17 protein-coding genes and 1 tRNA gene are annotated in these 17,617 nt (G+C 68.9%); 5 read left to right on the top strand and 13 right to left on the bottom strand.

Features of this window, described 5'->3' with window-relative positions; all coding sequences use genetic code 11:
* Window positions 1-9: 9 nt before the first annotated feature.
* Together LHU95_RS08655 and LHU95_RS08650 are read left to right on the top strand one after the other, a co-directional pair.
* Complete coding sequence (locus LHU95_RS08655; protein WP_248710963.1) at window positions 10-594, top strand: amino acid synthesis family protein; 585 nt, start codon at window positions 10-12, stop codon at window positions 592-594.
* Window positions 594-1,790 (top strand): amidohydrolase family protein, encoded by a 1,197-nt coding sequence (locus LHU95_RS08650; protein WP_248710962.1) that lies wholly within the window; start codon window positions 594-596, stop codon window positions 1,788-1,790. Before LHU95_RS08655 ends, LHU95_RS08650 begins: the two co-directional genes overlap by 1 nt.
* Window positions 1,791-2,155: 365 nt before the next feature.
* Here LHU95_RS08650 and LHU95_RS08645 read toward each other — a convergent pair whose 3' ends face one another.
* Entirely contained in the window at window positions 2,156-3,664 is a 1,509-nt protein-coding gene (locus LHU95_RS08645) for an ABC transporter substrate-binding protein (protein WP_248710961.1), read from the bottom strand.
* A gap of 83 nt (window positions 3,665-3,747) precedes the next feature.
* Between LHU95_RS08645 and LHU95_RS08640 the strand changes: the two genes are divergently transcribed.
* On the top strand, window positions 3,748-4,674 hold the full coding sequence (locus LHU95_RS08640) for an NAD(P)-dependent oxidoreductase (RefSeq protein WP_248710960.1): 927 nt from the start codon (window positions 3,748-3,750) through the stop codon (window positions 4,672-4,674).
* On the opposite strand, the gene LHU95_RS08635 is transcribed toward LHU95_RS08640, so the two are convergent.
* The 9 genes from LHU95_RS08635 to LHU95_RS08595 all read right to left on the bottom strand — a co-directional run bounded on the left by LHU95_RS08635 (window position 4,641) and on the right by LHU95_RS08595 (window position 14,663).
* Complete coding sequence (locus tag LHU95_RS08635) at window positions 4,641-5,513, bottom strand: amidohydrolase family protein (protein ID WP_248710959.1); 873 nt, start codon at window positions 5,511-5,513, stop codon at window positions 4,641-4,643. The genes LHU95_RS08640 and LHU95_RS08635 overlap by 34 nt on opposite strands.
* The gene (locus tag LHU95_RS08630; protein WP_248710958.1) at window positions 5,510-6,418 is read right to left on the bottom strand and encodes a polysaccharide deacetylase family protein; all 909 of its coding nucleotides are present in this window, start codon (window positions 6,416-6,418) and stop codon (window positions 5,510-5,512) included. Before LHU95_RS08630 ends, LHU95_RS08635 begins: the two co-directional genes overlap by 4 nt.
* A 3-nt stretch (window positions 6,419-6,421) precedes the next feature.
* Complete coding sequence (locus tag LHU95_RS08625) at window positions 6,422-7,324, bottom strand: polysaccharide deacetylase family protein (RefSeq protein WP_248710957.1); 903 nt, start codon at window positions 7,322-7,324, stop codon at window positions 6,422-6,424.
* A gap of 11 nt (window positions 7,325-7,335) precedes the next feature.
* Window positions 7,336-8,070, bottom strand: a complete 735-nt coding sequence (locus LHU95_RS08620; protein WP_248710956.1) for an SDR family oxidoreductase — start codon at window positions 8,068-8,070, stop codon at window positions 7,336-7,338.
* A 233-nt stretch (window positions 8,071-8,303) separates the two neighbouring features.
* The gene (locus tag LHU95_RS08615; RefSeq protein WP_248710955.1) at window positions 8,304-9,092 is read right to left on the bottom strand and encodes an ABC transporter permease; all 789 of its coding nucleotides are present in this window, start codon (window positions 9,090-9,092) and stop codon (window positions 8,304-8,306) included.
* A 3-nt stretch (window positions 9,093-9,095) separates the two neighbouring features.
* Complete coding sequence (locus LHU95_RS08610) at window positions 9,096-9,869, bottom strand: ABC transporter ATP-binding protein (protein ID WP_248710954.1); 774 nt, start codon at window positions 9,867-9,869, stop codon at window positions 9,096-9,098.
* 6 nt (window positions 9,870-9,875) lie between these two features.
* The gene (locus LHU95_RS08605) at window positions 9,876-10,865 is read right to left on the bottom strand and encodes an ABC transporter substrate-binding protein (protein ID WP_248710953.1); all 990 of its coding nucleotides are present in this window, start codon (window positions 10,863-10,865) and stop codon (window positions 9,876-9,878) included.
* Window positions 10,862-12,586 (bottom strand): hydantoinase B/oxoprolinase family protein, encoded by a 1,725-nt coding sequence (locus LHU95_RS08600; protein WP_248710952.1) that lies wholly within the window; start codon window positions 12,584-12,586, stop codon window positions 10,862-10,864. The genes LHU95_RS08605 and LHU95_RS08600 overlap by 4 nt, the downstream gene beginning before the upstream one ends.
* Window positions 12,579-14,663 carry a hydantoinase/oxoprolinase family protein gene (locus LHU95_RS08595; protein WP_248710951.1) on the bottom strand — a complete coding sequence of 695 codons (2,085 nt, stop codon included), beginning with the start codon at window positions 14,661-14,663 and terminating at the stop codon, window positions 12,579-12,581. The genes LHU95_RS08600 and LHU95_RS08595 overlap by 8 nt, the downstream gene beginning before the upstream one ends.
* Before the next feature lie 76 nt (window positions 14,664-14,739).
* Here LHU95_RS08595 and LHU95_RS08590 point away from each other — a divergent pair, with 76 nt between their 5' ends.
* Window positions 14,740-15,414 carry a TetR/AcrR family transcriptional regulator gene (locus LHU95_RS08590; RefSeq protein WP_248710950.1) on the top strand — a complete coding sequence of 225 codons (675 nt, stop codon included), beginning with the start codon at window positions 14,740-14,742 and terminating at the stop codon, window positions 15,412-15,414.
* Window positions 15,415-15,662: 248 nt separating this feature from the next.
* Here the strand turns inward: LHU95_RS08590 and LHU95_RS08585 are convergent, their stop codons facing one another.
* The 3 genes from LHU95_RS08585 to LHU95_RS08575 form a co-directional block, all read right to left on the bottom strand.
* Complete coding sequence (locus tag LHU95_RS08585) at window positions 15,663-15,917, bottom strand: hypothetical protein (RefSeq protein ID WP_248710949.1); 255 nt, start codon at window positions 15,915-15,917, stop codon at window positions 15,663-15,665.
* Between the two features lie 218 nt (window positions 15,918-16,135).
* Window positions 16,136-16,327: a hypothetical protein gene (locus LHU95_RS08580; protein ID WP_248710948.1), complete on the bottom strand. Its 192-nt coding sequence runs from the start codon at window positions 16,325-16,327 to the stop codon at window positions 16,136-16,138.
* Window positions 16,328-16,473: 146 nt separating this feature from the next.
* Window positions 16,474-16,548: transfer RNA gene (locus tag LHU95_RS08575), tRNA-Thr, on the bottom strand.
* A 129-nt stretch (window positions 16,549-16,677) separates the two neighbouring features.
* Here LHU95_RS08575 and sppA point away from each other — a divergent pair.
* Entirely contained in the window at window positions 16,678-17,595 is a 918-nt protein-coding gene (gene sppA / locus LHU95_RS08570) for a signal peptide peptidase SppA (protein WP_248710947.1), read from the top strand.
* Window positions 17,596-17,617 lie beyond the last annotated feature (22 nt).

Raw genomic sequence — 17,617 nt, 5'->3', positions numbered from 1 at the left:
GCCAGGGGCATGAAGCTCCAGCTTCGCCGCTCCCTGCTGATGGTGGATCAGCATGAGGTGCCGCCGGGCAGCCAGGATTCCGGCCCGCCGCTGCGGCGCATCGCCGTGATCGGCGTCGTCGCCAACCCCTATGCGGGCCAGGGCTTTGTCGCCGATCTTTCCGCCGGCATCGCGGCCAGCGAGGCGGTGGGGCGCGAGCTCTCGGCCATGGCGGTCGCCGCCATGGGGCCGCATGCCATCGAGAGCTACGGCAAGGGCGCCGTGGTGGGGCTGGGGGGCGAGCAGGAGCATGCCAATGCCCTGCTCACCACCGTCTTTGCCGAACCCTTGCGGGCGGCGGTGGGCGGGGGCCTCGCCTGGCTGCCCTCCTTCACCAAGCGCGGCGCGCCGGGCACGGTGATAGACGTGCCGCTGGCGCATAAGGACGCGCTCTATGTGCGCTCGCATTATGACGGCATGACGCTGATGCTGCCCGATGCGCCGCAACCCGATGAGGTGGCGCTGATCATCGTCATCGCCAATCGTGGGCGGATTGATGCGCGGGTGGGCGGGCTTGCGGCGGCCGAGATCAGCCGGCGCGATGGGCTGCGCTGATGCGCGTGGCCCTCATCAACCTGGGCGGCCTCGTCACGGGTAATCTCGCGGCGCCGTGGCGCGAGGCGGAGGCCATGCTGCTGGAAGGTGGGCGCATCAGCTGCATCGGCACGCTGGATGCGGCAACCCTCGAAGCCTGCGACGTGGTGGTGGATGCGGCCGGCACGCTTGCGGCCCCCGGGCTGATCGACAGCCATGTCCACATCACCTTCGGTGACTATACGCCCCGCCAGCGCACCGTGGGCTTCCTGGAGAGCTACCTGCATGGCGGCGTCACCACTGCGATCACCGCTTCCGAAGTTCATGTGCCGGGCCGCCCCAAGGACCCTGCCGGGGTGAAGGCGCTGGCGCTGGCCGCCGCTGCCTGCTTCCGGGACTACCGGCCGGGTGGGATGCGCGTGCATGCGGGTTCGATCATCCTGGAGCCCGGCCTCACCCAGGCGGACCTGCAGGAATTGGCGGCGGCGGGAATCTGGCTCGCCAAGGCGGGCTTCGGCGCCTTCGCCACGCCGCATGACTATGCCCCGCTGATGCTGGCGGCACGCGAGGCCGGCATGATCACGACCATGCACACGGGCGGCTCCTCCATCCCCGGCTCCTCCGGCATCTGGGCGGAACATGTGCTGGCCAGCCACCCGCATGTCAGCTTCCACGTGAATGGCGGACCCGTCGCCATGCCCGAGCCCGGCTTCGTGCGGCTTGTGCATGAAAGCGATATCGCGCTGCAGATCTGCACCGCCGGCAATCTGCGCACCGCCCTGCTGACCGCACGCCTGCTGGCAGAAGCGGGACAGTTGGATCGCCTGCTGATCGCCACCGACACACCGACGGGCAGCGGCATCATGCCGCTCGGCATGCTCTACACCATCAGCCATCTGGCGAGCCTGGGCGGCATGGCGCCCGAGATCGCCATCGCGGCCGCCACCGGCAACAACGCCCGCATCTATCGTCTGAACAGCGGGATCCTGGCTGAAGGCCGCGATGCCGATGTGATCCTGCTGGATGCCTGCGCCGGCGGCGCCTGCGCGGATGCGCTGTCAGCGCTCAGCAATGGCGATATCCCCGCGGTCGGCGCGGTGTTTTCTGCCGGCGTGCCGCGCTTCGTGGGCCGCAGCCGCAATACACCCGCGACCATCCGTGATGTGCGCGTCGCGGCCTGCCGCCTGGCGATGGATTTCTCCGGCGCGGGGCATTGAGGGAGCGCATTTTGCCGATCACACCGCGAGGATCTCCATTCCCCAGCTCTTGCCAACTCATCCGCATATCACGGGTGTCCAGGGCAGCGACAGGATCGCTGGTGCTCAACGTCAAGACTGCGTTGGGATTGCATTCACCGCCAGGCGCGGCGCAGCTTTGGCCAGAGTGAACCGATCTCGCGATTGAGGGGCGCCTGCGGCAAATTCAGGCGCCACCCTGGCCAGGATCAACCTATCCGCACCCGCCGTGTTCCGCCGCCTGCCTGTTCTCCAGGCATGTGAAAAGGCGGCGCCAGTCAGACCGCCCTGCCCCGGCGAAGCAAGGCAGGGCCAGCGTACATGCGCCGCCCGCTCGGCGGTTGCGGTCAGCGCGCGGCGAGGCGCACGCCTTGCAGGCGGATCAGGCCATCAGGGTGAGTCTGGAAGCCGCTGACGCGGTCCGTCATCGCCCAGAACAGCTTCGCGTGGTAAAGGAACAGATGCGGGCGCTCGGCCAGGTAGATGGCGCTGGCCTGGCGATACAGGGCCTGCCGCGCCGCCGTGTCCGTCCGTTGCCGCGCTTGCGAGAGAAGATCATCGAAGCCCCGGTTGCAGTACCGGCCCCAGTTGATGAAGCCCTCGCATTGCAGCCAGATGCTGATATTGGCGTCCGGATCGGCCCGGCCGGACCAGATGACGATGGCGGCTTCATAGTCACCGCGATCGGTCTGCGCGTTCAGCGCGCCGGTTTCCAGCGCCTGGACCCTGATGTCGAAGCCAGCCTCGGCCCCCATCGCCTGGATCACCTCACCCACCTGCACGTCCACGGCGGAATTGGCCACCAGCAGCGTGAAGCTCGGGCGCGGCATGCCGGCTTCCGCCAGCAGGCGGCGTGCGCGCGCGACATCGCGCGGCGGAACCGGATGGGCGTCGTTGTAGAAAGCGGTGCCCGGGGCCTGCGCCTGGTTGCTGGGCACGAAGGTTCCGTCAAAGACCACCTGGTTCAGCGCGCGGCGGTCAATGGCCGCTTCCAGCGCCTCGCGGATCTTGGGGTTGCCCAAGGGGCCGCTGGCGCGCGGGCCATGGCCCACATTGATGGACATGGTGAAATAGCCCAGCGCCGTGCTTTCCTCGACGCGCAGGCCACGCTGCCCCCGCGCCTGCCGCAGGTCAGTGGGGGCCAGGCGCTCCATCATTTCCAGGGCGCCGGCGCGCAGATTGGCCAGCCGCACATTGGGCGCGGGCACGGGCAGGTAGACCACCTGCTGCAGGTGGATGGCCGGCGCGTTCCAATAGCCCTCGAAGCGATCCAGCACGATGCGTTCCTGCTGCACGCGGCGGGTGAAGCGGAACGGGCCGGAGCACACCGGCGCCTCACCGGCCCGCGGGCCGGCCGCCTCCGTGGCCTTGGGCGAGAGCATCATGCCCGCACGATCGGACAGCACGCCCAGCAGGGGTGCGAAGGGCTGCGCCATGCGCAGGCGCACCGTCATCGCATCCACGACTTCGACCGCCTGGACGGGGCGCAACTCGGTCGCGCGGCGGGAGCCCGCGGTGTTGCGATAGCGGTCCAGGTTGTAGCGCACGGCATCGGCGTTCAGCGGCTCGCCGTCATGGAAGGTCACGCCTTCGCGCAGGCGCAGCGTGAGCGAGCGGCCCTCCTCACCCCACTCCCAGGCGGTGGCCAGCTGCGGCACGTAGTTGAGGTTGCTGTCCACATCCACGAGCTTGTCGCACAGCGCGGTGAAGACGATGCGGCCGACGAAGGTCGTGCCCGCCATGGGGTCCAGGCTGTCGGGGTCTTCCTGCAGGCCGATGCGCATGGTCTGCGCCGCCGCAGGCAGGCCGGAGAGCATGAGGCAGGCCGCCATGAACGCACCAAATCTGAAAGACATGGCCTTTGCCCTCGCTTGTTGTCTCGTGTCGAGCCGCATAGTGTCCGCGTGTCCCAATGTGTCAAGCTGAGTGTACGAACAGCATGAGAAGTGAATCTCCCATCCTCGTGACCGGTGCCGCCGGCCTCATTGGTCGCCGCGTCACCGAGCTTCTGGTGCAGGCGGGCCGTGCGGTGATCGCCACGGATCGCGCCGCGCCGGCGCAGCCGCTGGGCTGTGAATTCGCCGCGGCCGAACTTTCCGACGGCATGCGCCTGACGGCGCTGGTGGCGCGCAGGCCCGCCGCCATCCTGCATTGCGGCGGCATCTCCGGGCAGATGCTGGCCAAGGATAATCCGGCCAGCATTCTGAGCATCAATGCGGGCGGCACCGGCACGCTGCTGGAACTCGCACGCTTGTTCGGCGTGTCGCGCTTCGTCTTCTGCTCCTCCGTGCACGCCTATGGCGATACGCCCCAAGCCATGGACCCCGTGACCGAGGATGCGCCCCTGGCGGCGCGCGAGGTTTACGGCGCAAGCAAGGTGGCGGCGGAAGCAGCGCTGCGCGCCTATGCGCTCGAACATGGCATTCAGGCCTGCGCGCTGCGGCTGGGCTGGGTCTATGGCCCAAGACGCACGACGCCGAGCCTGACCGCGCGCATGGTGCGCGACGCCGCCATGGGGCGCGCGGTCACGCAGGTGGAGCATGATGGCCGATACGCCGTGCCGCTCCTGCATGTCGAGGATGCCGCGGCGGCGCTGCTGGCGGCGCTGGATGCGCCCCAGGTGCTGGGCCGCTGCTACAACATCGTGGGCGGCCCCAGCCAGCCATTCAACGCCATCGCGGAGATGATCTCGGCAGTGAGGCCGAATTGGCGCGCCGAATTCACCGCCGGAAAGGCGCTGCCGGAATACCGCCAGGGCCATTTCTGCACACGCGCCGCAGCGCAGGACCTCGGCTGGGCACCGCGCGTGACGCCGCAGCAGGGCCTCGCCGACTATATCGGCTGGCTTGAGCGCGAGGCGTTCTGAGCGGCGGCCGGCAACCCGTAAAATCGCGCTGCCGTGCCGCCGAAAAGGGCTGCGCGCGCCTCGGGCAGGGGCGCGTGCGGCGCAAGCATGGCCTGCAAGGCCCCCCACCAGCCCGCATAGGAAGATGCGAGGTTCACCACCGGCCAGTTGCTGCCGAAGGCCAGGCGCTCGGGCGGGAAGGCGTCCATGACGACGTCGAGATAGGGTTGCAGCCGCGCCAGTGACCAGTCCATGCCGGCCCGCTCTGCGAGGCTGGAGAGTTTGCAGCAGACATCGCTCTCACGCGCCACGGCGCGCAACGCCGTGGCCCAGGGTTCAACCTCTCCCGTCGCGGTCAGGGGCCTGCCGCAATGGTTGAGCATCATCCGCAGGCCCGGCACCTTGTCCTGCAGGCGCATCACCACCGAAAGCTGGGCCGGGGCCAGCAGCACATCCAGCGTCAGGCCGCGCGCCGCCAATTCGTGCCAATTGGCCAGTGCCGTGGGGCTCAGCATCGCTTCGGTATCACCAAAGGCGGGCATCACACGCAGGCCGCGGAATTTTTCGCTCTGGCGCATGAAGTCATCCAGGCGATGCGGCATGGCCGGATCGGTGGGGTCGGCCCAGCCGATCACGGCCTGGATCAGCGATTCATCCTGCGCCAGCCGCAGCAGGCACGGCGTCTCGGTGGCCTCTTCGGTGGCGTGGACCAGGACGGCTCCGGCCATGCCGGCGGCCGCACCCGCCTCACGCAGCGCATCCAGGGTGAAGTCGTGATCCAGCCCGGCGATCTTGCGGCGAATCCATACGTCGTAACCATCCTGCGCGCGCCACAGGTGAATGTGGGAATCCAGCATCATGGCTGGTGGGCTGCGGCCCAGGCCTGCGCAACCTCACCGGAGGTGGCGTGCCAGACGCCGGAGGTTGGCATTACGCGCGCCAGGGCTTCATCGAGGTAGCGGATGCGGTGCGCCATGCCGAACAGCCAAGGGTGGATGCTGAGGCCCAGCACGCGGCCGCTCGTGGTGCCCTCGGCGAGCAACGTCTCCAGCGCGTCCCCCACCAGTTCGGGATAGCGCCAGGTATCGGCGCGGCGCAGCCAGAAGAGCTGTGCGTCATCGAGCTCCCACGGGTTCGGCACGGCGATCAGCCCGCCGGCCGGCGTGGTCATGCGGTAGGGCTGTTCGTCATTCGCCCAGTCCAGCAGGTAGCTGTAGCCGGCGGCGGCCAGCAGCTCCGGCGTGCTTGCGCTTTCGCCGGCATCCTGGCCGAGCCAGCCTTGCGGCGCGGCACCGGTGGCCAGGCTGATCGCCTGCGTCGCCTGGGCGATGGTCGCTGCTTCCTCCTCACGCGTCATGCGGGCGGTCAGCATGCGCGTGGAATGCGTGCCGTGGCCGATGAATTCCGCGCCGCGTTCCCGCAAGGCCGCGATGACCGCCGGGTAGCGTTCCGCCGCGGAAGCATTCAGCGCCACGCTGGGCCGGATGCCGTGGCGGTCCAGCACCTCCAGCACGCGGAAGATGCCCACGCGGTTGCCATATTCACGCTGCGACCATGTCCGGTAATCCGGCGCGTAGGGGCCGAATTCACTGGCGAAGCGCGGATCGCGATGCGTCCCGGCGGGTGGCGTGAGTTCGTAATGCTCCAGGTGCAGAAGCACCCAGAACGCGACCCGCGCGCCACCCGGCCAATGGAAGGCGGGGCGCTCCGGCAGGGGCGAAAAGGGATAGAGCGTGTGATCCATCCCGCGCTGCAGCCTGGTCATGCCTCAGCCCTCCGTGCCGAGATGGGCGCGAAACTCGGCCAGGCCATTGTCGCGGTACCACTGCGCGATCTCCACACCGGAGGTGAGCCAGACGCCATCGCGGGAAAGGATGTCCCCCAGCGCGCGTTCCAGATGCCGGATCCGGTGCGGCTGGCCCATGATGTAGGGATGCAGCGCCACGCACATCACCCGCGGCTGCACCTCGCCCTCGCGCCAGACCGTCTCGAAATGATCACGGATCATGCGGGCGAATTCGGCGCCTTCCGTGTCGTAGCGGTAGAGCACGGCATCATTCAGATCCATGGTGTAGGGCACCGAGATCAGCGTCTGCCCGCCGCGCACGCGCAGCGGCGTGGGCTGGTCGTCATGGTAGAAATCGGCGCTGTAGCCGATGCCGGCCTCGGCGATCAGATCGGGCGTGATGAGCGTGTTGGACACGCCGGGTGAGAACCAGCCGGTCAGCATCCGCCCCGTCAGGCGGCGGAACAGATCCACGCATGCCGCGATCTCGGCCCGTTCATCCGGCTCGGCCAGGCCCCAATGGTAGCGCGTGTTGTAGAGGCCATGGCACATCACGTCCCAGCCGCGGATCTCGATGGCCTCCATGATCTCGGGATAATGCTCATACACCGCGAGGTTGAGGGAAACGGTCGAGCGGATGCCCAGTCGGTCGAACATGTCGAACATGCGCCAGAAGCCCACGCGGTTCCCGTAGTCCCGCACGGAATAGCCCAGAACATCGGGGTGCGGCGTGCGCGGCCAGGGATCGCGCTGCCGCAGCGTGTCGGGCAGGTATTCGTAGTGCTCGACATTGGGGACGATCCACAGCGCGACGCGGGCATTGCCGGGCAGGCGCCAGCGCGGACGGCCCAGGATGGGGGAATACCTGTAGCGATCGGGCTCCATGATGCTTCCCCTCAGCCGAGCACGTAGCCGCCATCGGCCAGCAAGGTGTGACCCACCACGTAATCGGCTGCCGGCGAGCACAGGAACTGCACGATGCGGGCAATCTCGGCCGGCGTGCCGTAGCGGCCGGCCGGCACGCGGGCGATGCCCGCCGCCTGCTGCGCGGCATCTCCGCGCAGGAATGTCGTCATGGAGGTGTTGATGCGGCCCGGTGCGATGCCCACCACGCGCACCCCCTGTGGCGCCCATTCCACCGCGGTGGTCTGGGTGAACTGCGTGAGGCCGGCCTTGGCGACGGCATAGACGGCGCGGCCCTCGGCGCCGCAAAAGGCCAGTTGCGAACTCATGTTCAGAATGACGCCGCCCGTGCCGCGCGCGATCATGCCAGTGGCCACGGCGCGGGCCAGCGCCATGGGCCCCAGGAGGTTCACCTGGAGGATGCGGGCCATTTCCTCGGGCGTCGTGTCCAGCACGGGTTTCACCAGGAGGATGGCTGCGTTGTTCAGGAGCACGTCAACCTGGCCCACCGTCTCGGCGAGCATGCCGATCGAGGCAAGGTCGCCCTGGTCATAGGTGATGCAGGCCGCGCCGGGGGCGACTTCGCTGGCCACGCGCGCCATCCCCTCCGCCTCGATATCCGCGAGGATGACGGTGGCGCCCGCCGCGGCGAAGACCTCGACGAAGGCGCGGCCCAATCCGCCCGCGGCACCGGTGACAAGGACGCGCTTGCCCTGAAACTCGGGCATGGGCCCAGGGAGTGAAACGGCTGACATTTGCGGACTCGGATAATGGGGACGTCCAAACTCTGTCGTGCCCGGGCGGGTTAGGCAATCATGCGGACCCGTTCAATATCCGCCGAGCTTGGCGCGGCTTGCCGCACTTCGCCTGGGGGGACCGCCACCCAGGCCACGCCGCGCGCCGTCCGGCGTGGTGGGGAGGTTGCCGGCCCGAGTTGCATCGCCGCCGCCAAGCCGGGGCTTCAGCGCGCCGAGGAGCCGTGCTGGGCGCGCTGCGAAACGTGCCAGGGCAGGGCCAGGCGCTCCGCCGCCTCGACCAGAAAGTACAAAAGCGTGCCGATCACGCCCAGAACGAACAAGGCCGCAAAGACGCGCACCGTGTCGAACTGCCCCTGCGCGATCAGGATCACATGGCCAAGCCCGGCCGAGCCGCCGACGAATTCACCGACGATGGCACCGACCAGGGCAAAGCTGATCGCCACCTTCATGCCGACGAACAACGCCGGCAGCGCATTGGGGAAGCGCACCTTCCACAGGATGCGCCAGCCCGTGGCGCGATGCACGCGCGCCAGCGCCAGCGCGTCAGGATCCACCGACCGAAGGCCGAGCGCCACATCGGCCACGATCGAGAAGATGGCGAGCATCACAGCGATGGCGATCTTGGGCTCGGCGCCCGTGCCCATCCAGATCACGAAAAGCGGCGCCAGCGCCACCTTCGGCAGAGAGTTCATCACGACAAGGATGGTGGTGATCACCCGGTCCGCCCAGCGCGAGGCGACGATGGCCACCGCCAGCGCCACGCCCAGCACGACGGACAGCCCGAAGCCGGCCAGGGTGGTCCAGAGCGTGAAGCCGGCATGGCGCAGAAAATAGCGCGGCGAGGACCAGAGCTCGGCCAGGATGGCGCTGGGGGGCGGCAGCAGGATGGGCGCGGGGGCGAAGACCCACACCGCTGCCTCCCAGACCAGCAGCAAGGCCAGGAAAACGGCGAAGGTGCCGCCAATCCCCTGCGCATGGGAGCCGCCCGCCATCGCCTATTCCTTCACGATGCCGAGGCGCGAGAACAGCCCGCGAATGCCCGCGACATGCCGCGCGAATTCCGGCGTCTCGCGGATGGCGAGTGGGCGGGGGCGCGGCAGGTCAATGTCGAAGACCTCGACCACGCGCCCGGGCCCCGTGGACATCACCGCCACGCGATCGGAGAGATACACCGCCTCGGCGATGGAATGCGTGACGAAGACCACCGTGCGCGCGCCATCCTGCTGGATGCGCGAAAGCTCAAGGTTGAGGTCATCGCGCGTCATGGCATCGAGCGCGCCGAAGGGTTCGTCCATCAGCAGGATTTCGGGCTCGCAGAGCAGCGCGCGGCAGATCGCGGCACGCTGGCGCATGCCGCCGGACAGCTCCCACGGGTGGCGGTCGGCGAAGGCGCCGAGGCCAAAGCGATCCAGCAGGGCCATGGCGCGAGCTTCATGCGCGCGCCTGGGCAGGCCCTGGAACTCGGCCGCCAGCAGCACATTGTCGCGAATGCTGCGCCAGTCGAGCAGGACGTCGCGCTGGAAGACCATGCCCATGCGCTCGGGCGGCCGCTCGATCGGCACGCCGCGCAGCGTGATGGTGCCGGATGTCAGCGGATCGAGACCCGCGATGGCGCGCAGCAGGGTGCTCTTGCCGCAGCCCGACGGGCCCAGCAGCGAGAGGAATTCGCCATCGCGCACCGCAAGGCCGACATCGGCGAGGGCTGTGACCGGGCCGCGTGCGGAAGCATAGACCTTGCCCCCTCCCCGCACCTCGATGCACAGCCCCATGCCGCGTCAGCCGATCAGGTCATTGGTGAAGTAGTTGCTGGCCTGCCATCCGGCGCGGATGGCGCCTGCCGCTTCCAGCGAGCGGAGTGCCGCCGTCCAATCCGCCTCGGCCTGCCAGCCGATCGGCCGGCCGGCGCTGGCCGGTGTGTCGAAGAATTCCAGCGTCAGGCGGATCTGCTCGCGCGTGACGGTGCGGTCGAGCCGGGCATCGGGACGCTGGCGCAGCATGGCCTCCACGCCGTCATCGGGGTTGGTGCGCAGATGCGCCCAGGCCCGCTGCTGCGTCTCGACCAGCTTGCGCAGGGCGGGGCCGCGCGCGCGGATGGTCGCCTCGGTCGCGATGAGGCCGTAGCTCGGGAAGTTGATGCCGGCATCCTCGGCCAGGATGGAGCGGCTCGGGCGCGGGCGCTCGGCCACGGGAATGGCGGAGGGCGTGGTGGACATCAGGCCGTCCGCGCGCTTCGCGGTGTAGGTGCCCCAGAGTGCCGAAGGGTCCACGAACATCACATTCACGCTGCTGCGGTCGAGGCCGCCGGCGCGCAGGAAGGCGTCAATGAAGGGGGCCCAGGGGCTGGCCGCAAAGACGACCAGGCTGCGCCCGCGAAAATCCTGCACGCGCTGGATCGGGCTGTCGCGATCCACCAGCACCGCGAGGTCGGTGCGGCGGCCGAAACCGGCGAAGGCGCGCACCGTCGCACCCTGCTCGCGCGCCTGGGCGATGAGGCCGACCTGGACCTGCCCCACATCGGCCTGGCCCGCATTGACGAGTTGCAGCGTATTGCCGCTGCCGCGCCCATCCTGCACATCCACCGTGAGGCCCGCCTCCCGGAACCAGCCCCGCGTTTCCGCGAGATGCATGGCCGCCTGGACGCCCCAGGGCGAAAAATCGAGCCGGACGGTGAGGCGTTCACCCTGCGCGCGGGCGAGGCCCGGCATGGCGAGAGTGCCGGCGGTGATCAGCGCACCGCGTCGCGAAAGCTGGAAATCCTTGGTCATGCCTGTTCTCCCTGCTGTTGGCCGCGCAGCCTTGCGGTCTCGATGTTGTTCACTGTCGTGCCTTCGATCACCACGCCGTAGCTGCGCCGCGCGGCTGCAATGCTCACCTTGCCGTTCCACACATCCCGCAGGACGGCCTCGGGGTCGCGCGTCAGGGCCGCGCCGTGGCCACCGCCGCCCGCCTGGTGGTGCGTCAGGAGCTGGCCGCGCTGCATGCGCATCGTCACCTTGCCGGGAATCGCCTCGCGCGCATTGCCCTCGCCCAGCCAATTTCCGGCAGCGCCGCCGGGCTGACCGCCCTCAAGGCCGTAGGGCGCGAAGCGCAGCCGATCGGCGCGCAATTGCAGCACCGCATCTTCCGCCAGCAGGCGATAGCTGCGCGACAGCCCCATGCCACCGCGGAACCGCCCGGGCCCGCCGCTATCGGGCACCAGCGCATATTCCTCGATGCGGACGGGGTGCTGGCGTTCCAGCACCTCGACCGGCGTGTTCGAGAGGTTCTGCGACGGGTTGGTGATCGCCTCGATGCCATCCTGGTCCGGACGGCCGCCCCAGCAGCCACTGATCATGTCCACGATGATGAAGGGCCGATTGTCCGGATGGCGCCCGCCCAGGCAGACCACGGTGTTGCCGCCCTCGCCGGCGGCGGGAATGATGTCGGGGACGATCTGCGCAAGTGCCCCGAACATCGTGTCCATCACGCGATAGCCGGTGAGGGCGCGGGCCGCGACCGGCGCTGGCGAGATGGGATTGAGCACGCATCCCGCGGGCGCCGTCACCTCGATGCAGCGGAACACGCCGGCATTGTTCGGGATATCGCCACGCAGGGCGCAGCGCACCGAAAGAAAGCTGTTGGACTTGGTGAAGGAGAGGGTGGAGTTGATGGCCGCGCGCACCTGCGGCGAGCTGCCCGCCCAATCCACCTTCAACGTGCCATCGCCCACGACCGTGATGGCCACGCTGAGCGGCACCGGGGCGTCGGAGAGTCCGTCACTGTCGATATGGTCGGTGAAGCGATAGGTCCCGGGCTTCCAGGTCGCGATCTCGGCGCGGGCCATGCGTTCGGCATAATCGAGCAGGCCAGCCAGGTGCCCGCGCATGCCGGCGGCGCCGTAGCGTCCCACCAGCGCGCCCAATTCGCGCGCCCCCACCTGGCAGGCCGCGTATTGCGCGCGCAGATCGCCCAGGACGATCTCCGGCACGCGCACATTGAGCGCGATCATCGCCGAAAGCGTCTCATCCATGCGGCCCGCGTGATAGAGCTTGAGCGGCGGGATGCGCAGGCCTTCCTGATAGATCTCCGTGCTGTCGGCCGCGTTGGAGCCGGGCACGCGGCCGCCCATGTCGGTGTGGTGGCAGATCACCACCGTCCAGGCGAGCAGTTCGCCCGCCTCGAAGACCGGGTAGAACATGAAGATGTCGGGCAGATGCATGCCGCCCGAATAGGGGTCGTTCATCACCACCGCGTCGCCGGGCGCGAGCTGCCCGCCCCAGCGGGCCTGCACGGCGGCCATCGCCTCGGGGATCGCGCCCAGATGCTGGGCGATGGTCTTGGCCTGGGCCACCATCTCGCCCTTCGCGTCGCAGATCGCGGCGCTGTAATCCATCACGTCCTTCACGATCTCGGAACGCGCGGTGCGGATGACGGTATAGGCCACCTCATCCACGATCGCGTCCATCGCGTTCTTGATGACGGCGAAGGTAATCGGATCCTCAGGCATCGGCGGGCTCCATATCGATGACCACCGTGCCGGAGCCGGCGGCGCGCGCCGTGCAGCCAGGCGGGACGATGATCGTCGTGTCGTAGCTTTCCAGGATCGCCGGGCCCTGAACAGGCCCATCAGCGAGTGCGGCGCGGGGCAGCAGGCGCGTCGGCACGGGGGCTTCCCCGCGGGCGAAGGACACCAGGCGCTCGCCCTCGGCGCCGGCCAGTGCGCGCGCATCCAGGGAGAGCGAGGGAAAGTCGATGCGGCCATCCGCCCGGCCAATGGCGGAGAGGCGGAGATTTACCAGTTCGACCGCCTCGCCCGGTGACGTGTAGCCGAAGGTCTCGCCATACAGGCGCTCAAACCCGGCATGCAGCGCGCCGGCGGCGAAATCGCGCAGCGGCACCGTCAACTGCGAGGATTGGCCGGCGTAGCGCAGATCGGCCGCGAAGCGCAGCTCCACCGTCTCCGCCGCATAGCCTTCATGGGCAAGGGCCGCATGGCCGCCCTGGGCAAGGCCCTGCCGCGCGGCCTCCAGCTGCGCCGCCGTCACCTGCGCGAGCGGCATGAGCAGCGGGTGAACGAATTCATGCACGGCTTCGGCCGCCAGCATGCCGGCGGCCGAGAAGACGCCCGCCACGGGGCTGATCAGCACGCGCCGGATGCCCAGCAGGCGCGCCACATCCACCGCATGCAGGGGGCCGCCGCCGCCGAAGGCCATCAGCGCCAGGTCACGCGGGTCCTTGCCGCGCTCCACTGTCACGGCCCGGATGGCGCGGGCCATGTTCACATTGGCGATCTGCCGGATGCCATGCGCCGCCTCCTCGACCGAAAGCCGCAGCGGAGCGGCGATGCGTGTCGCGATGGCGGCGCGCGAGAGTTCCGCATCCACGCGCAAGGAGCCGCCCGCGAGGGCGGTCGGGTTGAGGTAGCCCAGCACCATATTCGCATCGGTGACCGTGGGCTCGGCATTGCCACGCCCGTAGCAGGCGGGGCCCGGATCGCCGCCAGCACTCTGCGGCCCGACGACGAGCAGGCCGCCCGCATCAATCCGCGCGATGGAGCCGCCGCCCGAACCGACTTCGGCGATATCAATGGCCGGCACTTTCAGCATGTAGCCCGCACCTTTGACGAAGCGGGAGGGCGTGCTGATGCCGTCGCGGAACTCGTATTCGGTGACGAGCGAGGGCTGCCCGCCCTCGATGATCGCGGCCTTGGCGGTGGTGCCGCCCATGTCGAAGACAATGAGGTCGGGCACACCGATGCCAGCCCCGAGCCGGGCGGCGCCGGCAACCCCCCCGGCGGGGCCTGATCCCACAGCGAAGACCGGCCGCTCGCGTGCCGCATCCAGCCCGATCATGCCGCCATTGGACGCCATGACCTGCACAGGGGCCGTGATGCCGATGGCCGAGAGGCGCTCCTGCAGGCGCGAGAGATAGCCGCGCATGGCGGGCAGCAGATAGGCATTCACCACCGCCGTGCTGGTGCGTTCATATTCCTTGATCTCGGGCAGGACCTCGCAGGAGGCGGTGACGAGCAATTGCGGCGCCGCCGCGCGCAGCAGGGCGGCGGCCTGGCGCTCATGCGCGGCGTGGGCGTAGGAATTGATGAAGCAGATCGCCACCGCCTCGACGGCTTCCGCGACGAAGAAGGCGGCGGCATCGCGCACGCTCTGCGCATCCAGCGGCGTCACGATGCCGCCATCGGCCGCGATGCGCTCGCGCACCTCCAGCCGCCAGCGGCGGGGCACCAGGGGCTCCGGCTTGCGCCAGGCCATGTCGAACATGCCGGGCGTTCGGATGCGGCCGATTTCCAGCACGTCGCGGAAGCCCTGGGTGGTCAGCAATCCTGTCCGGGCGCCGGTCTTTTGCAGGATGGTGTTGGAGGCGACGGTGGTGCCATGCACGATTTCCGTGACCTGGCGCGCATCCAGCCCTGCCTCGGCGATCACGGCGGCGATGGCGGCGGCCACGCCCTCACCCGGATCCTGCGGCGTGGTCGTCGTCTTGTTGACGACGATCCTGCCCCCCGGAAGAGCGAGTACGACATCGGTGAAAGTGCCGCCGACATCCACGCCGATGCGTGCCTGCATTCCGGTCGAACTCCTGTGGGGAAGACGCGCAATTATGTTGACCGGTTGGTCAATAGTGGGAATGATGATCCCGATCATGGCCATCCGTCAACGACGAATACGCGGCACGCGCGATGCCGAGGGCGCGAAGGCCGCCATCCTCGCCGCCGCCGTGGGCGAGTTCACGGCCAAGGGGCTGGCCGGTGCCCGCATGGATGAGATCGCGCGCCGCGCCGAGGTCGCGAAGGGGCTGGTGTTTCACCATTTCGGCTCGAAGGAGGGGCTGTGGACCGCGGCACTCGAGCACATCTATGCGCTGCTGCGCGCCGGCCAGGACGAGACGGCGCTGGATGCCCTGGGCCCCGTGGAGGGCATGCGGCGCCTGGCGCACGACACCTTCCGGCTGTTCCGGGCGCATCCCGAAATCGTGGCGCTGATGAATGAGGAAAATCTGCACCGCGCGCGCCACCTGCGCGCCGCCAAGGCGGTTCCCGGGCTTTACAATCCGCTCTTTGCGACGATCGAGCGCCTGCTGGCCGCCGGGCGAGCACGGGGACTGTTCCGCGAGGATGTGGATGTGACGGCGCTCTACGTCGCGATGTCGGGCCTGGGCTATTTCTATTGCGCCAATCGCTGGACGCTGTCGGCCGCCTTCGCCGGCGATCTGTTCCAGTCCGAGCGCATTGACGCCTATGAGGCGATGTTGGGCGAGATGGTGGTGGCCTATCTCCGCAAGCCAGCCAGCCCCCCGGGGACGGCACGCGGCGCGTAGCCATGGGTTGCGGGCCGATGGGCCAGGCAAATGGCGGCGGATGGTTGATGGACCGGCTTTGGGGAGGCTGGTGCCGACTTGGGGAGCCGAGACGAACGCGCTGCCAGGCAGGGAAAACCTGGAGTTCGGATCAGTGGCGCCACCATGTGCTCATGCCTGTGCTCGGCAGGGGCTGGCCTGGCAGAGAGAGGCGCAACTGCGCGACGTGTGCGAGCGGGCGCGCACCGCCTCCATCCTGAGACCGAGCCTCAGGCCGGGCAACGCAACCAGACGCCGGTTGAGGCGCCGGCGGGCGCACCGACGGTCCCTTCGCGCCAAACCCCACGGACAGGTCGCACTGCATTGCCGACGGTGACGCAGAGCAGGCCTGCCTCGGTATTCGGCAACACCCCGCCGATGGAACCATTGACCGAGGTGATGCGGGCGTGGGCAACGTAGCCGCCCAGGGCAATTCCACCGGCAATGAACCCGGCGGCGAAGATGGCTATGTGAGAAGCTTGCATGGCGGGTTACTCAGGTTGAGCCAACACCATGCCCGCCGCTGCGCGGCTCCGCCACTGAGGTCCGGCCTATCGGGCCGATAGGCTTGACCTCTCGTCGGCCTCAGCTGGCGCCGGCGCCCTGCGCTCCGGTTCCATCACCTCGGCCGGCTTCTTCATTCCGGATGCGCGCTGGTGGAGAATGCTGCGATGGCGCGTGAGGCGCGGCACCGGGATTGGTCTCAGGGCCGCTTCGTCAGCGGCGGCGTGGGCGGCAGTCCGACCCTCCTGGCGATGACTGCCAGCACATTTTCGGCGGTCCTGTCGGCCTTCTTTCCGCGCCCTGGAGCGGGCACGACGTAGGACAGGACAAGGCGCGCGGCGTGGAGATGGTCACGGGTCAGGGCGGTGGGGTCGCGGAAGATGCCGAACACCGCGGCCCCTTGATCCTGTCAAAATCGCGTCATGTTCCGAAGTCCCTGACCGCCCGGTGCGAACCTGCCGGGGACGTGGTGGAGGGGATGACCTGGAATTTTCCAACTCAGGCAACTGGCGTTTTGGCCTAAGTCATTGAAAAAACTGGTGCCGACTCGGGGAATTGAACCCCGGACCTACTGATTACGAATCAGTTGCTCTACCCCTGAGCTAAGTCGGCCCTGCTGGTGGCGGCGTCCATAGCGCCAGCATGGCCGCCTGTCCATGGGCCACGTCACCAGCACAAGCCTTCGCAGCGGGCATCAGCGGCACTATGTCTGCCGCATCACCACGGAACACATCCCAGCCCATGGCCCTGGAGCCCGATCTTCTTCTCGACCGCCGCCGCCTCAAGCGCCAGCTCGGCTTCTGGCGGGGTGCGCTGATCCTTGGCGCCGTGCTGGGCGCCGCGGCGCTCTTTGGCGGCCCGCTGCCGGAGAATACCGGCCTGGGTGGGGAGCATGTGGCCCGGCTGCCGATCTCCGGCACCATCACCGATAATCGCGAACTCATCCGCCTGGTGGAGCGCGCCGGGCGGGATGCCCAGGTGCGCGCCCTGCTGGTGGCGATTGACAGCCCCGGCGGCACCGTGGCGGGCGGCGAGGCGCTGCACACCGCCATCCGCGGCGTCCGCGCGGCGGGCAAGCCCGTGGTCGCCGTCATGGGCGGCACCGCCGCCTCGGCCGGCTATATGGTGGCCCTCCCAGCCGAGCGCATTTTCGCCCGCGAAGCCACGCTCACCGGCTCGATCGGCGTCATCCTGCAATCCTTTGAAGCGTCCGAGCTGATGGAACGCCTGGGCCTGCGGGCCGAGGCGCTGACCTCCGGCCCGCTGAAGGACCAGCCCAGCCCCTTCCGCCCCCTGACCGAGCAGGGCCGCGCCTCGCTCAATGCCGTGGTGCAGGACATGCAGAGCCAATTCGTCGCCATGGTCATGGCCGGGCGCAACATGCCGGAAGAACGCGTCCGTGAACTCGCCGATGGCCGCGTCATGACCGGGCGCCAGGCGCTGGCGGTCGGGCTGGTGGACGCCATTGGTGGTGAAGCGGATGCCCGCCGCTGGCTGGCCGAGACGCATGGCCTGCCGGCCGATCTGCGCCTGCGGGACCTCGATCCCCGCGGCACGGCCGAGCGCGTTTTCTCCATGGCCTCGATCCGCCTCTGGGAGGGCGGGGTGGCCGTGCTCCGCGCCCAGGGCTGGTGGCCGGGGCAGCTTCTTCCGCGGTGAGATTTCACTCAAGACTTGCAAA

Origin of the sequence: Sediminicoccus sp. KRV36 (assembly GCF_023243115.1) — a bacterium.
GTDB lineage: Bacteria > Pseudomonadota > Alphaproteobacteria > Acetobacterales > Acetobacteraceae > Roseococcus.
The sequence above is the reverse complement of the archived record's forward strand: the minus strand, read 5'-3'. Positions and strand labels throughout refer to the sequence as shown.

Excerpts from the sequence above, each read along its gene's own strand:
- LHU95_RS08655 (WP_248710963.1), top strand. The coding sequence starts at position 10 with ATGAAGCTCCAGCTTCGCCGCTCCCTGCTGATGGTGGATCAGCATGAG.
- LHU95_RS08650 (WP_248710962.1), top strand. The coding sequence starts at position 594 with ATGCGCGTGGCCCTCATCAACCTGGGCGGCCTCGTCACGGGTAATCTC.
- LHU95_RS08645 (WP_248710961.1), bottom strand. The coding sequence starts at position 3,664 with ATGTCTTTCAGATTTGGTGCGTTCATGGCGGCCTGCCTCATGCTCTCC.
- LHU95_RS08640 (WP_248710960.1), top strand. The coding sequence starts at position 3,748 with ATGAGAAGTGAATCTCCCATCCTCGTGACCGGTGCCGCCGGCCTCATT.
- LHU95_RS08635 (WP_248710959.1), bottom strand. The coding sequence starts at position 5,513 with ATGATGCTGGATTCCCACATTCACCTGTGGCGCGCGCAGGATGGTTAC.
- LHU95_RS08630 (WP_248710958.1), bottom strand. The coding sequence starts at position 6,418 with ATGACCAGGCTGCAGCGCGGGATGGATCACACGCTCTATCCCTTTTCG.
- LHU95_RS08625 (WP_248710957.1), bottom strand. The coding sequence starts at position 7,324 with ATGGAGCCCGATCGCTACAGGTATTCCCCCATCCTGGGCCGTCCGCGC.
- LHU95_RS08620 (WP_248710956.1), bottom strand. The coding sequence starts at position 8,070 with ATGCCCGAGTTTCAGGGCAAGCGCGTCCTTGTCACCGGTGCCGCGGGC.
- LHU95_RS08615 (WP_248710955.1), bottom strand. The coding sequence starts at position 9,092 with ATGGCGGGCGGCTCCCATGCGCAGGGGATTGGCGGCACCTTCGCCGTT.
- LHU95_RS08610 (WP_248710954.1), bottom strand. The coding sequence starts at position 9,869 with ATGGGGCTGTGCATCGAGGTGCGGGGAGGGGGCAAGGTCTATGCTTCC.
- LHU95_RS08605 (WP_248710953.1), bottom strand. The coding sequence starts at position 10,865 with ATGACCAAGGATTTCCAGCTTTCGCGACGCGGTGCGCTGATCACCGCC.
- LHU95_RS08600 (WP_248710952.1), bottom strand. The coding sequence starts at position 12,586 with ATGCCTGAGGATCCGATTACCTTCGCCGTCATCAAGAACGCGATGGAC.
- LHU95_RS08595 (WP_248710951.1), bottom strand. The coding sequence starts at position 14,663 with ATGCAGGCACGCATCGGCGTGGATGTCGGCGGCACTTTCACCGATGTC.
- LHU95_RS08590 (WP_248710950.1), top strand. The coding sequence starts at position 14,740 with ATGGCCATCCGTCAACGACGAATACGCGGCACGCGCGATGCCGAGGGC.
- LHU95_RS08585 (WP_248710949.1), bottom strand. The coding sequence starts at position 15,917 with ATGCAAGCTTCTCACATAGCCATCTTCGCCGCCGGGTTCATTGCCGGT.
- sppA (WP_248710947.1), top strand. The coding sequence starts at position 16,678 with ATGGCCCTGGAGCCCGATCTTCTTCTCGACCGCCGCCGCCTCAAGCGC.